At 69.4% G+C, this 13,655-nt stretch carries 13 protein-coding genes; 5 read left to right on the top strand and 8 right to left on the bottom strand.

Annotation, left to right across the window (positions count from 1 at the left end; all coding sequences use genetic code 11):
* Positions 1-3: 3 nt before the first annotated feature.
* The 8 genes from JHL17_RS20960 to JHL17_RS20925 all read right to left on the bottom strand — a co-directional run bounded on the left by JHL17_RS20960 (position 4) and on the right by JHL17_RS20925 (position 8,964).
* On the bottom strand, positions 4-1,176 hold the full coding sequence (locus JHL17_RS20960) for a divergent polysaccharide deacetylase family protein (protein ID WP_200196081.1): 1,173 nt from the start codon (positions 1,174-1,176) through the stop codon (positions 4-6).
* A 15-nt stretch (positions 1,177-1,191) separates the two neighbouring features.
* Positions 1,192-2,640: a S41 family peptidase gene (locus JHL17_RS20955; protein WP_200196079.1), complete on the bottom strand. Its 1,449-nt coding sequence runs from the start codon at positions 2,638-2,640 to the stop codon at positions 1,192-1,194.
* A complete protein-coding gene (locus JHL17_RS20950; protein ID WP_345773850.1) occupies positions 2,641-4,068 on the bottom strand; it encodes a murein hydrolase activator EnvC family protein in 1,428 nt (475 codons plus the stop codon).
* Positions 4,069-4,296: 228 nt separating this feature from the next.
* Complete coding sequence (gene gpmI, locus JHL17_RS20945; RefSeq protein WP_200196077.1) at positions 4,297-5,859, bottom strand: 2,3-bisphosphoglycerate-independent phosphoglycerate mutase; 1,563 nt, start codon at positions 5,857-5,859, stop codon at positions 4,297-4,299.
* Between the two features lie 90 nt (positions 5,860-5,949).
* Positions 5,950-6,408, bottom strand: coding sequence for a 23S rRNA (pseudouridine(1915)-N(3))-methyltransferase RlmH (rlmH, locus tag JHL17_RS20940; protein ID WP_200196075.1), 459 nt, complete (start codon positions 6,406-6,408; stop codon positions 5,950-5,952).
* Positions 6,409-6,456: 48 nt separating this feature from the next.
* Positions 6,457-6,903: a ribosome silencing factor gene (rsfS, locus tag JHL17_RS20935; RefSeq protein ID WP_200196072.1), complete on the bottom strand. Its 447-nt coding sequence runs from the start codon at positions 6,901-6,903 to the stop codon at positions 6,457-6,459.
* The gene (locus JHL17_RS20930) at positions 6,900-7,520 is read right to left on the bottom strand and encodes a nicotinate-nucleotide adenylyltransferase (RefSeq protein ID WP_200196199.1); all 621 of its coding nucleotides are present in this window, start codon (positions 7,518-7,520) and stop codon (positions 6,900-6,902) included. Before JHL17_RS20930 ends, rsfS begins: the two co-directional genes overlap by 4 nt.
* 169 nt (positions 7,521-7,689) lie before the next feature.
* A complete protein-coding gene (locus JHL17_RS20925; RefSeq protein WP_200196070.1) occupies positions 7,690-8,964 on the bottom strand; it encodes a glutamate-5-semialdehyde dehydrogenase in 1,275 nt (424 codons plus the stop codon).
* A gap of 185 nt (positions 8,965-9,149) precedes the next feature.
* Between JHL17_RS20925 and JHL17_RS20920 the strand changes: the two genes are divergently transcribed.
* The 5 genes from JHL17_RS20920 to JHL17_RS37190 all read left to right on the top strand — a co-directional run bounded on the left by JHL17_RS20920 (position 9,150) and on the right by JHL17_RS37190 (position 13,655).
* On the top strand, positions 9,150-9,893 hold the full coding sequence (locus tag JHL17_RS20920; protein WP_200196068.1) for a sulfite exporter TauE/SafE family protein: 744 nt from the start codon (positions 9,150-9,152) through the stop codon (positions 9,891-9,893).
* A 20-nt stretch (positions 9,894-9,913) separates the two neighbouring features.
* On the top strand, positions 9,914-10,405 hold the full coding sequence (locus JHL17_RS20915; protein ID WP_200196066.1) for an RNA pyrophosphohydrolase: 492 nt from the start codon (positions 9,914-9,916) through the stop codon (positions 10,403-10,405).
* Positions 10,406-10,625: 220 nt separating this feature from the next.
* Positions 10,626-10,940, top strand: a complete 315-nt coding sequence (locus JHL17_RS20910) for an STAS domain-containing protein (protein WP_200196064.1) — start codon at positions 10,626-10,628, stop codon at positions 10,938-10,940.
* Positions 10,925-11,302, top strand: a complete 378-nt coding sequence (locus JHL17_RS20905) for a response regulator (protein ID WP_200196061.1) — start codon at positions 10,925-10,927, stop codon at positions 11,300-11,302. Before JHL17_RS20910 ends, JHL17_RS20905 begins: the two co-directional genes overlap by 16 nt.
* A gap of 34 nt (positions 11,303-11,336) precedes the next feature.
* A complete protein-coding gene (locus JHL17_RS37190; RefSeq protein WP_200196059.1) occupies positions 11,337-13,655 on the top strand; it encodes a chemotaxis protein CheW in 2,319 nt (772 codons plus the stop codon).

Raw genomic sequence — 13,655 nt, 5'->3', positions numbered from 1 at the left:
CCGCTATTTCTGGATGTTGACCACCGCCGACGCCGGGGCTAGCGCGATCCCGCGGTCGGCCAGCGACGTCAGCCACAGATTGAGCCGCTCGATCGTCGTCGGATAGGGAGAGGCGAAGCCGACGGCGGCACCGTTGGTCTTGGCGATCTCCTCCAATTCGCGCAGCTGGTCGTCGATGGCGCCGCGCGACAGGTCGCGGTCGATGACACGGTCGCCCAGCGCCCGCGGCACCCCGGCCAGATTGGCGAGCGGCCCCGCCACGCTCTTGGGATTGACGCGGGCATCGACCAGAAGCAGGCCCCGCGCCTTCAGCGCATCGACCACCGGCTGCATCGCCGCCGGGCTGGCGGTGAACTTGCTGCCGGTGGTGCTGGTGATGCCGACATAGCCGACCGCCTTGCCCAGCGACCATTCCAGCCGCTCCATGTTGCGGTCGGAGCCAAGCATGGTCAGCAGCGCGTTCGGACCGGGATCGTCGCGCGGGTAGTTCAGCGGCTCCATCGGCACCGACAGCATCACCTCGTGCCCCTTGGTGCGGGCACGCTCGACCCAATCGTCCAGCCGTTCGGCATAAGGCAGGAAAGCGAGCGTGATGCCGGGCGGCAGCTTCGCCAGCGCGTTGCCGGTGGTGACGCCGCTGAGCCCGAGGTCGGACATCACGATGGCGATCCGCGGCCGCTTGTCGGTGGCCGGGAAGGGCCGGGCATAGACCTGCCAAGGCTTGCGACCGTCCTGGGCGATGCGCGGCAGCGGACCGTTGCGGCTGTCCTCCACCAGCCCCGGCACCGGCGCCGGGACCAGCGTCACCGCCGCCGCGGGGGCACCGGGCAGCGGCAACGGGGCGGCATCGGTCGGCAGGGGCGGCGGTACCGCCGGTGCCGCGACCTTGGGCTCGGGGGTCGGTGGCGGCAGCGGTGCGACCGCCACCGTCGCCGAGGGAATCGACGCCTGCCAGGATTGCCGCGTCGCCGCGCCGTTCAGCGCCAGCCAGCCGGCCAGGCCGCCGCCGGCGACCGCCACCAGGGCGACCGCCCCAAGCAGGGCCTTGGACAGCGGTTTGCGCGGTCGTCCCGCCGAACCGCCGCCATCGCGGCGGACGCGGCGCAGCCAGCCGAGCCCGGGGCGGAGGCCCCGGACATCGAACCGCAGACGACCGAGCAGGGCGGGAGCTTTCACCGTCCGTCGTCCCGGTCAGCGCGCCGCGGAGCGCTGCTGGAACAGGGCGACGCCACGCAGCAGATCCAGCGCGCGGGCGAGCTGGAAGTCGAAGGGCGGTTCCGCCCCTTCCGCCGCAGCCCCATCCGCCGGCGCTGCACCCGGAGCGGGCAGCGTGCCGGGAGCGGTCCCAGGGGCGCCCCCGGGAGCGGCCGGAGCGGCACCGGCACCCGGACCCGGAGCGGGCGCTGCCGGATTCGGAGCGGCCGGAGTGCCGGGAGCCGCCGGATTGGTGGTGGCCGGACGCGGTGCCTTGTTGGCGGCATCCGGGTTGACCAGCGCGCCCTTCAGATCGGCTTCGCGGCGACGGACGATGTTCCTGTCCAGATCCTCCACCTTGGCGACATGCACCTCGATGTCCGGGGTGATGCCGAGCTGCTGGATCGAGCGGCCCGACGGCGTGTAGTAGCGCGCCGTGGTCAGCCGCATGGCGCCATGGCCGGGCAGCGGAATGATGGTCTGCACCGATCCCTTGCCGAAGCTCTGGGTGCCCATGATGATCGCGCGCTTGTGGTCCTGCAGGGCGCCGGCGACGATTTCGGAGGCCGAGGCCGACCCGCCGTTGATCAGCACCACCAGCGGCAAGCCCTTGATCAGGTCGCCCGGCTTGGCGTTGAAGCGGGTGCCCTCCTCCGCCCGGCGGCCACGGGTCGATACGATCTCGCCCTTCTCCAGGAAGGTATCGGACACCGACACCGCCTGGTCGAGCAGGCCGCCCGGATTGTTGCGCAGGTCGAGCACGAACCCCTTCAGCTTGTCGCCCAGCTGCTGTTGGATGGAGGAGATCGCCTTCTCCAGCCCGCTCTGCGTCTGCTCGTTGAAGCTGGTGACGCGGACGTAGCCGATGTCGCCTTCCGTGCGGAAGCGGACCGACTGCACCTTGATGACGGCGCGGGTCAGCGACACGGTGAAGGGTTCCCCCGCCTCGCCGCGGCGGACGGTGACCTTCAGCTCGCTGCCCACCGGGCCGCGCATCTTCTCCACCGCCTCGTTCAGGCTGAGGCCCATCACCGCCTCGCCGTTCAGCTGGACGATCAGGTCGCCCGGCTGCAGGCCGGCGCGGAAGGCCGGGGTGTCGTCGATGGGCGACACGACCTTCACCAGGCCGTTCTCCATCGTCACCTCGATGCCCAGCCCGCCGAACTCACCGCGGGTCTGGACCTGCATGTCCTGGAAGCTTTTCTTGTTCAGATAGCTGGAATGCGGGTCGAGGGAGGTCAGCATCCCGTTGATCGCCGATTCGATCAGCTGTTCGTCGGTCACCGGCTCGACATACTCGGCGCGGACGCGCTCGAAGACGTCGCCGAACAGGTTCAGCTGCCGGTAGGTGTCCGACGAATTGCTGGACTGAGCAGTGACGGTGGCGACGCCGGCGCCCAGAAACACCAGAGCTGCCGCCGTTGCGGCGCGCTTGAACATCCTCATCTACCCTTGTCCTTTCCCCTCCGGGGCGCCGAACCCGCGTTGCGGATTGATCGGCTGGCCGTTTCGTCGCAGCTCGAAATAGAGATCCGGATTGCCGTCCGGCGGCATGACCGCCAGCGGTTCCCCGCTGGCCACCTTACGCCCGACGGCCGTTTCGATCCGGCCCAAACCCGCAATCAAACTATGATATCCGTTGCCGTGTTCCACGATCAAGATGAGGCCATAGCCCTTGAACGGGCCGGCGAACACGATCGTGCCGCCGCGCGGCGCCACCACGGCGGCCCCGGCGCGGGTCTGGACGGTCACGCCGCGGCTGGTGGCGCCATAGCGGTCGGCCTCGCCGAAGCGGGTGGTCAGCTTGCCGGCGGCCGGCAGCACCATGCCGGCGACCGCCGGAGGGCCATCGGGAGACTTCGCGGCCAGCTCGCGCTCGCGCGCCGCCTCCCTGGCAGCCTCGTCCTTCGCCCGCTTTTCTTCGGCGGCCTTCTGTTCGGCGATCCTCTGCTCAGCGGCGCGCAAGTCGGCCAGCTTGCGTTCGGCGTCCTTGCGCTCGGCTTCCTTCTGGGCGGCGAGGCGGCGTTCGGCCTCGCGCTTTTCCGCTTCGCGCTTGGCGGCTTCCCTGCGCTCCGCCTCGCGCCGTTCGGCTTCGCGGCGGGCGGCGGCCTCGATGGCGGCACGGCGCTCGGCCTCGATCCGCTCCATCAGCTGGCGCAGGTCGGTGGCCTGACCCGACAGATCCGCCATGCGCTGGCCGACCTGGACGCGCTCCTCCTCGGTCTGGCGCGACAACTCCTCGCGCCGGGCGATCAGGCGGTTCATCTCGTCCTGCTTCTCGCTCAGCGCCACCCGCGCCGCCAGCGCCTTCGACCGCTGGTCCACCAGCTTGCCGCGGGTGTCGGCCAGCGCGGTCAACGCCTTGGCCAGCGCATCGGCCCGCGCCCGCAGGGCCGGCACGGCGTCGCGCAGCAGCAGGGCGGAGCGCAGGGTATCGACCGGGCTTTCCGGCCGGGCCAGCGCCGCCTCCGGCGGGATGCGCGCCAGCCGCTGGAGGGCGGCCAGCAGAGTGGCGATCTGCTGGCGCTCGGCGTCGAGCCCGGCGGAGCGATCGCGCTCCTCCGCCTCCAGCGCAGTGAGCGAGTCTTCCAACTGGTCGAGCGACTGCTCCTGCCCGCGCGCCTGATCGGCCAGCGCGATCAGCCGGCCGCGCAGGTCGTCGAGTTCGGTCTGAAGCGCCTGGGACTGGCGTTCAAGCTGCTGCTGGCGCTGCTTGCCGGTCTGGAGCTGCTGCTCGACCCGCTTCAGCGTGTCCTTAGGCGCTTCGGCCGGAACACCATTTTGAGCATTCGCCGGCTGGGCGAGGATCAGGCCGGCGATGACGACGAAGCCGGCGAGAATACCCTCTCCCGCCCCGGACACCCTTCCCCCCACGGATACCCTCTCCCCCCCGCTCACGCGCAAACGAAGTTTGCGCTGACGCGACAGGCGGACCGAAGGTCCGCTGATAGCGGGGAGAGGGCTGGGTGAGGGGGATCCATCACGGGATGTAAATTGAAGCGTCGGGCTTCCCACGACTCCACGCCACGCGCCCCCCTCACCCCGACCCTCTCCCCGGGGGGGAGAGGGGGCATTTAGGGTGAGGGGGACGGGCGCCATCCGTTATTCCGCCGCCGCGCGGGCGGCGGTGCGGACCAGCAGGTTGCGGCCGGTCATCTCGGCCGGCTTGGGCAGGCCCAGCAGGTCGAGCAGCGTAGGGGCGATGTCGGCCAGACGGCCGCTGTCGATCCGCGCGCCGGCCGGGCCGTTGATCAGGATCAGCGGCACCTTGTCCAGCGTGTGGGCGGTGTGCGGTCCGCCGGTCTCCGGATCCTTCATCAGCTCGCAGTTGCCATGGTCGGCGGTGACCAGCATGGTGCCGCCGGCACGGCGCACCGCGGCCTCGACCTTGCCGACGCTGACGTCGACCGCCTGCACCGCCTTGATGGCGGCGTCGAGCATGCCGCTGTGGCCGACCATGTCGGGATTGGCGAAGTTGACGACGATCAGGTCGTACTTGCCCGACTCGATGGCGCCGACCAGCTTGTCGGTCACGTCCGACGCCGACATCTCCGGCTGGAGGTCGTAGGTGGCGACCTTCGGCGACGGCACCAGGATGCGGTCCTCGCCCTCATAGACCCGCTCCTCGCCGCCGTTGAAGAAGAAGGTGACGTGCGGGTACTTTTCGGTCTCGGCGATGCGCAGCTGCTTCATTCCGGCCTCGGAAACCACCTCGCCAAGCACCTTGGTCAGGATTTTCGGCGGAAAGATGGTGGTCATCAGCTTCGCCAGCGCCGAGGAGTATTCGACCATCCCGACCACGGCGGCCAGCTTCGGCGCCCCGTCGACCGGGAAGCCGTCGAACTCCGTCTCGACATAGGCGGCGAGGATCTCGCGGGCGCGGTCGGCGCGGTAATTCGCCATCAGGATGGCGTCGCCGTCCTTCATGCCGGCATAGTCGCCGATCACCGTCGGCAGGATGAACTCGTCATGCTTGTCGGCGGCATAGCTCTGTTCGATCGCCTGGATCGGGTCGGCGGCGCGCTCGCCCTCCGCCCTGGTCATCGCGGCATAGGCCTTGGCGACGCGGTCCCAGCGCTTGTCGCGGTCCATCGCGTAGTAGCGGCCGATGACGGTCGCCACCTCGACGCCCGGCAGTTCGAAGACGTCGGCCATGAACTCGGCGACCTGGTCCTTGGCGCTCTGCGGCGGAACGTCGCGGCCATCGGTGAAGGCATGGACGGCCACCGGCACGCCCTCGCGCGACAGCACGCCGGCCAGGGCCGCGATGTGGTCCTGATGCGAGTGGACGCCGCCCGGCGACATCAGGCCCATCAGATGGACGCGCCCGCCGGTCTTGTGCATCGTCTTGACCAGATCGTTCAGCGCGGCGTTGCGCTCCAGATCGCCCTCGACGATGGCATGGTCGATCATCACGAGATCCTGCATGACGACCCGGCCGGCGCCGAGATTCATGTGGCCGACCTCGGAGTTGCCCATCTGGCCCTTGGGCAAGCCGACCTCCTCCTCGCTGGCGTCGAGGAAGGCCGTCGGTCCGGCCGACCACAGGCGATCCCAATTCGGGGTGTCGCCCAGCGCGATCGCGTTGTCCGACCGCTCCTCGCGATAGCCCCAGCCGTCCAGAATGCAGAGGACGACAGGGCGGGGTCGGTTGGTCTCGGTCATCGCGCTTACCTTTCTCGAAAGGTTGTGGTCTCGGAGTTTCGTGTTTTTCAGCTCCGGCGCTTTTCCGCGCGCCGGATGCGACGCTTGGAATCAGGACCTGTGATAGGGGTGACCGGCAAGAATTTGTTGAGCGCGATAGAGTTGCTCCGCAAGCATGCCGCGCACCAGCATGTGGGGCCAGGTCATCGGCCCGAAGGCGAGCAGGAAGTCGGCCCGTGCGCGCACCGCGTCGCCATGCCCGTCGGCACCGCCGATCAGGAAGGCGAGATCGCCGGCGCCACGGTCGCGCCAGTCGCCGATCTTGGCGGCGAAGGTCTCGCTGGGCAGCGCCTTGCCGCGTTCATCCAGCGCCACGACGATGGCGCCGGACGGCACGGCGGCGAGCAGCAGCTCGGCCTCCTGCCGTTTCAATTCGTCGGAGGAGAGGCGTTTCTTCACCTCGACCTCCTTCAGGGTAAGGGGCCAGCCGAGCCGTCCGACATACTCGTCGAACAGGTCGCGGGTCGGTCCACCCCGCGACCGCCCGACGGCGGCGAGCCACAGACGCATGGTGCGGCCCTCCGCCCTCGTTTCGCTCTCGTTTCCGCCCTTGGCCCGTCAGGCGCTCAGCCGCGCCGTGCCCGACGGCGTCGGCAGTTCCAGACCCCACATCTTTTCGATGTTGTAGAAGGTCCGGACTTCCGGCTTGAACAGGTGGACGATCACGTCGCCGGCATCGACCAGCACCCAGTCGCACTGGGCCATGCCTTCCATCTCGACGCCGCGGACGCCGGCCTGCTTCAGCTTTTCGGCCAGCTTCACGGCCATGGCGGCGATGTGCCGCGTGTTGCGGCCCGACGCCACGACCATGTAATCGGCGAAGGTGGTTTTCCCGGCGAGATCGATGACGGTCACGTCATCCGCCTGGTCGGCGTCGAGCGACGCCTGGATGAGCGCCTTCAGCTCCTGAGGCTCCAGGATCTGGGGAACGGCGGCTGGCCGCGGAGCGGTCGCGGCCGTTTCGGTGTGCGTGGTGATGGCTCCAACCTCTTGCAACGGTTTCACGACCCGGCGGCCCGTGCCTGCCGGATCGCCGTCGCCGAGGCCGGGTGCAAGGGGTTGCGTAAGAACGCCCAGGCCGGCCGCCTGCGGCGCGCCAGCCCCTTAACCCCCGACACCGACACCCGCCGACGGGTGTAGCGCTGGGCGGCCTTGCCGCTCAACGCACCAAGAGAATAGGTTGGACGGGCGAAAACCGCAACGGCCACCGAGTCGAAGATTCGAATCCAGTGCTTCCAGCGCGGAATTTGCCGCAAATTGTCCGCCCCCATCAGCCAGACGAAGCGGGTTTTCGGGAAGCGGCGCTGAAGCTTGGCCAGCGTGTCGGCGGTGAAGCGGGTGCCGAGCGCGGTTTCGATCGCCGTCACCTCGATCCGCGGATGGGCGGCAACCGCCCGCGCCTCCGCCAGCCGCTCGGGCAGCGAGGCCATGCCGGCGGCGGACTTCAGCGGGTTCTGCGGACTGACCATCCACCAGACGCGGTCGAGCCCGAGCGCCTTCAATGCGAACAGGCTGATGTGCCGGTGCCCGGCATGGGCCGGGTTGAACGACCCGCCGAGGATGCCGACGGTGAGACCGGCGTAGAGCGGACCGGAATAGAGGTGGGGCGCGCGATCCGTCAGCCCCGAACGGGCTCCCTCTCCCGTCCCGGGAGAGGGAAGGGGCCCATGCGAAGCATGGGAAGGGTGAGGGGTGATGCGAGGATCAGGGGATCCATGTTCGGATCGCCCCTCACCCTCCCCGCCTTCGGCGGGTCCCCTCCCTCTCCCGGGACGGGAGAGGGCACTCACCTTAAGGCCGCGTCTGGCCATCGCCGCGCACGACATACTTGTAGCTGGTCAGTTGCTCCGCACCCACCGGGCCGCGGGCGTGGAACTTGTCGGTGGAGATGCCGATCTCGGCCCCCATGCCGAACTCGCCGCCATCGGCGAACTGGGTCGAGGCGTTCCACAGCACGATGCCGCTGTCCACGCGGGACAGGAAGCGCTCGGCCACCGCCGGATCCTCGGTCAGGATCGATTCGGTGTGGTGGGAGCTGTGGGCGTCGATGTGGTCGATGGCGCCATCCACCCCATCCACCACGCCGCAGGCGATGATGGCGTCGAGATACTCGGTGTCCCAATCCTCCGGCGCCACCGCCGTCACGCGCGGATCGACCGCCTGGGCCGCCGAATCGCCGCGCACCGCGCAGCCGGCGTCCAGCAGGTCCTTCACCAGAGCCGGCAGGGCCGTGTCGGCGATGGCGCGGTCGACCAGCAGGGTCTCGGCAGCGCCGCAGATCGAAGTCCGCCGCATCTTGGCGTTCAGCACCACCTTGCGCGCCTTCTCCAGGTCGGCGGCGGCATCGACATAGACGTGGCAGTTGCCGTCGAGATGCTTGATGACCGGGACCCGGCTCTCGTCGGCGATGCGCTGGATCAGCGACTTGCCGCCGCGCGGGATGATGACGTCGATGTAATCGCGCATCGTCAGCATATGGCCGACGGCGGCGCGGTCGGTGGTCGGCACCAGCTGGATCGCCGCCTCCGGCAGCCCGGCCTCGCGCAGGCCCTGGGCCAGACAGGCGGCGATGGCACGGGACGAGCGGATGCTCTCCGACCCGCCGCGCAGGATGGCGGCGTTGCCCGACTTCAGGCAGATGCCGCCGGCGTCCGCCGTCACGTTGGGCCGGCTTTCATAGATGATGCCGACGACGCCCAGCGGCACGCGGACGCGCTGGATGTGCAGGCCGTTGGGCCGCGTCCACTCCGCCAGCACGCCGCCGATGGGGTCGGGGAAGTCGGCGATGTCCTCAAGGCCCTTGGCCATCGCCTCGATGCGCTTGTCGTCCAGCATCAGCCGTTCGCGCATGGGGCCGGACAGGTCGCGGGCACTCGCCATGTCCTCGGCGTTGGCCGCCTTGATCTCGGCGGCGCGGGCGCGGATGGCCGCCGCCGCCGCCCGCAACGCCCGGTCCTTCGACGGTCCTGGCACGGTCGCCAGCGCGGCCGCGGCGGCGCGGGCGGCGCGGCCAAGGGCGATCATCTGGTCGTGCAGGGCGTCTGTGGTGTCGAGCAGGGCGGACATGGAGGTCTCCGGACACTCTATCCGTTGAAGGGACGACGACCTTAACGAATTGTTCGGGATTGCGAAAGCCGCGTGGGTGTGGGACTTCGGCGTTGCGGTACGGGCGGACGCGTGCAAAACGCAAGGCGGGCCCGCATCGCCGGGGCATGGCTTCAGGTCCGGGACATGGTTTCAGGTAAGGTGACATGCTGACGCTGCTGCTGATCGTCTCCGCCTTTTTCGCCGGCGTGCTGAACGCCGTGGCCGGAGGCGGCAGCTTCCTGACCTTCCCGGCGCTGATCCTGGCCGGCGTGCCGCCGCTGAACGCCAACGCCACCAGCACCGTCGCGGTGTCGCCGGGCGCGCTGGCCAGCGCCTTCGGCTATCGGCGGGAGTTGGGCCGCATCCGCGACATCCACCTGCCCTCCTTCCTCGGCATCAGTCTGGTCGGCGGGCTGTTGGGCGCCCTGCTTCTGCTGTGGACGCCGCAGCGGATCTTCGAGACCATCGTGCCCTGGCTCCTGCTGTTCGCCACGCTGCTGTTCGCCATCGGCCCGACGGCGTCGGCCTGGGTTCGCCGAAATTTCACCATCGGCCACGGCACGGTGCTGGCGGTGCAGTTCCTGATCGCCGTCTATGGCGGCTATTTCGGCGGCGGCATCGGCATCCTGATCCTGGCGACGCTCGGCGTCTTCGGCCTGACCGACCTGCATGCGATGAACGGGCTGAAGTCGCTGGTCTCCGGCTGCCTGAACGCGGTGGCGGTGGCTGCCTTCGTCGCCGGGGGTGCCGTCTACTGGACGGAAGCGCTGATCATGCTGGTCGCCGCCATGGCCGGCGGCTATGCCGGCGCCTCGGTCGCCCGCCGCATCCCGCCGCCGGTCCTGCGCAAGCTGGTGATCCTGGTGGGCGGGGCGATGACCGTCTATTTCTTCGTCACCAAAGCCTGATCCGAACGGAGCCCTCCGGCATGCCCCCCACCATCGACCGCAACGCCCTGCCCTACCGCCCCTGCGTCGGCATCATGCTGCTGAACGACCGCGGCAAGGTGTTCGTCGCCAAGCGCTGCGGGTCGGAAGCCGACTGGCAGATGCCGCAGGGCGGCGTCGACGACGGCGAGGACGCCCGCGGCGCCGCCTTCCGGGAACTGGAGGAGGAGATCGGCACCGCGAAGGCGGAGTTCATCGCCATGACCGCCGCCCCCCATCGCTACGACCTGCCCGACGATCTGCTGGGCAAGGTCTGGAAGGGCCGCTGGCGCGGGCAGGAACAGATGTGGATGCTGGCCCGCTTCACCGGCGACGAGACCGACATCCGGCTCGACACCGACCATCCGGAATTCGACGCCTGGAAATGGATCGACGCGGAAGAGCTGCCAGGCCTGATCGTCGCCTTCAAGCGGCCGGTCTACGAGTCGGTCCTGGCGGAGTTCCGGCCGCTGATCGCCCGGCTGACGGGCTGAGGCGCATGCTCCGGCGCCGTTCCCGGAGCGCCTCCTGGAGCGCCCCCTGGAGCATCTCGGCACCCATGTCCCAATTTTGGCTGCGGTTATCCCCGGCTTACCAACGCTTCCCTTGTCCTCCAAGCCTTTGGGCTTAACGAATCCTTGAGACGCCTTCTGGCAACGTCGCTCCTGCAACCGGAATGCGCAGGAGCGGGCCGGCTTTGGACGGAGGGGTAGCGTGTCGCTGATCAAGTGGACGGAGGAGGATGACGGGGGCATTCGCCTGGGCCTGCCGAGCGACCTCGATTTGCCGATGGCGCAACCCCTGCTCGACAGTCTGCGCGCTGCCGTCAGGGCGTCGGCGGACGTCACCGTCCAGGCGGAGGGGGTGGAACGCATCAGCGCCGCCTGCATCCAGGCACTGGTCGTCGCCGCCCGAGATGCGGCCGGACGCGGTGCCGCCTTCGCCGTCGCCACCCCGTCCGAGATCCTCGCCGAAGCCTGCGAGGATCTGGGGCTCGCCGCCTGGCTGAAGCAATGGAGCCAAGCGTGAAGAAGACAGTGATGACGGTGGATGACTCGCGCACCATGCGCGACATGGTGTCCTTCACCCTGCGGGGTGCCGGCTACGAGGTGGTCGAGGCCGCCGACGGCCAGCAGGCGATGAGCGCCATCGCCACGACCAAGGTCGATCTGGTCATCACCGACCTGAACATGCCGGTGATGGACGGGCTGACCCTGATCCGCAGGCTGCGCGCCATCCCGGCCCACCGCACCCTGCCGATCCTGATGCTGACCACCGAAGCGGATGACGGCAAGAAGGCCGAAGGCCGCGCCGCCGGAGCCACCGGCTGGATCGTGAAGCCCTTCAACCCCGACAAGCTGGTGTCGGTGGTGCAGAAGGTCTGCGGCTGACCGCAAGCCGTCAGCGCAAGGGAGGGGGACAGCCGTGGACGATCTCAGCCGCTTCAAGCAGACCTACTTCGACGAAAGCGCCGAACTCCTGGCGGTTGCCGAGGCCGGATTGCTGCGCCTCGCCCCCGGCGAGATCGACATGGACGAGGTGAATGCGATCTTCCGCGCCGTCCATTCGATCAAGGGCGGCGGCGGCGCCTTCGGCTTCAGCGACCTCGTCGCCTTCGCCCATGAATTCGAAACGGTGATGGACGGCGTGCGCAACGCCGAAATTCCGGTCAGCACCGAATTGGTCGACACGCTGATCCGTGCCAACGACGTGCTCTCCCGCCTGCTGGCCCATGCCGACGACGGGACGGAACCCCCGGCCGGGACGACGGATGACACCATCGCGGCGTTGCGCCGTTTCCTGGGCAAGACCGGGGCGGCGGAAGAGACCCCGGCCCCGCCGCCCGCCACGGTCCATGCCGACGACGAGGATGACGAGGCCGGCATCTTCGGCGATGCGCTGGCCGCCATCCAGGCCGCCCGCGACGACCAGCCGCCGCCCGTCGCCGGCCCGGTTCCCGGCGGCAAGAGTCCCGGGGACAAGGTCCGCTGGACCATCGTCTTCCGTCCGAAAGCCGAACTGCTGCTGTCCGGCAACGAGCCGACCTACATGCTGCGCGCCCTGCGCCGGCTGGGCGATGCCGAGGTGGTCTGCCATCTGGACCGGCTGCCCTCCCTGCGCGACCTCGATGCCGAATTGCTGTATTTGTCCTGGACGGTGACCCTGCTGGCGGATCCGCGGGTCGGCCGCGCCCAGATCGACGACGTGTTCGAATTCGTCGCCGACGACTGCGACATCCGCATCAGCGCCGAAGCCCTGCCGCCCGCGATCATTCCGCCGGCCGAGCCCGCGCCTGCTGCGCAGCCGGCTCCCGTCCGGCCGCCTTCCGTCCAGCCGGCCGCCAATCTGCCGGAACCGGTCGTTCCCCCTCCCCCGCCGGTCGCCCCGCCGGCGCCGGTCGCCACCTCCGGCTCGGCGAAGCCCGGCGACGGCGCCAAGCGTGCGAATGGCGGCGGCACGGGGGGCGACCATGCCGGGCCGACCACCCACACCATCCGTGTCGACCTCGACAAGATCGACCGTCTGGTGAACATGGTCGGCGAGATGGTCATCACCCAGGCGATGATCGCGGAACATCTGCGCGACCTGCCGCCGGGCCAGTTCCAGGAACTTCTGGAGGGGCTGGAAGGTCTCGCCCAGCACACCCGCGAGCTGCGCGAGAACGTGATGTCGATCCGCGCGCAGCCGGTCTCCAGCGTCTTCTCGCGCATGCCGCGGCTGGTGCGCGAATGCGCCGCCATGACCGGCAAGGAGGTGATGCTGGTCACGTCGGGCGAAACGACGGAGGTCGACAAGACGGTGGTGGAGAACCTCGTCGACCCGCTGACCCACATGATCCGCAACTCCATCGACCACGGGCTGGAAGGCCCGGAGGAGCGCGAGCGCGTCGGCAAGCCGCGCGCCGGCACCGTGCATCTGTCGGCCGCCCACCGGTCCGGCCGCATCGTCATCGAGGTGACCGACGACGGCCGCGGCATCAACCGCGCCAAGGTCCTGTCCAAGGCGATCGAGAAGGGGCTTGTCCAGCCGGGATCCGCCCTGTCGGACGAGGAGATCGACAACCTGATCTTCCTGCCCGGCTTCTCCACCGTCGACCAGGTGTCGAACCTGTCCGGCCGCGGCGTCGGCATGGACGTGGTGCGGCGCAACATCTCCAGCCTGGGCGGCCGCATCGGCGTCTATTCGGCGCCGGGCGAAGGCTCGCGCTTCGTCCTGTCGCTGCCGCTGACGCTGGCGGTGCTGGACGGCATGGTGATCTCGGTGGGCGACGAGCGCTTCGTCCTGCCGCTGACCAACATCGTGGAGAGCCTGCGGCCGAAGCCCGCCGACCTGCACGGGCTGGTCAACAAGTGCGACGTCATCATGGCGCGCGGCGAATATGTGCGGCTGGTGCATCTGCACCGGCTGTTCGGCATCCCCAAGGCCATCGACGATGCCACCAAGGGGTTGGTCGTCCTGGTGGAGACGGAGGACGGCTCCCGCCTCGGCCTTGTCGTCGACGAGGTGCTGGGCCAGCAGCAGGTCGTCATCAAGAGCCTGGAAGCCAACTTCCGCCGGCTGGACGGCGTCGCCGCCGCGACCATCCTCGGCGACGGCCGGGTCGCCCTGATCCTCGACGTGGCGGGCTTGCGCGAAATGAGCCGCCACGGCTCCGCAAACAGCGGCGGCGCGTCCGCCCCCACCATCCCGTCCCTGGCCGCCCCGGCGGACCGGGGCGGCCAGCGTCAACGCCAAACGGTTTGA

The organism is Azospirillum endophyticum (genome assembly GCF_016595245.1).
In the GTDB taxonomy this organism is placed as follows: Bacteria; Pseudomonadota; Alphaproteobacteria; order Azospirillales; family Azospirillaceae; genus Azospirillum; species Azospirillum endophyticum.
This window is presented reverse-complemented; position numbering and strand designations above follow the sequence as displayed.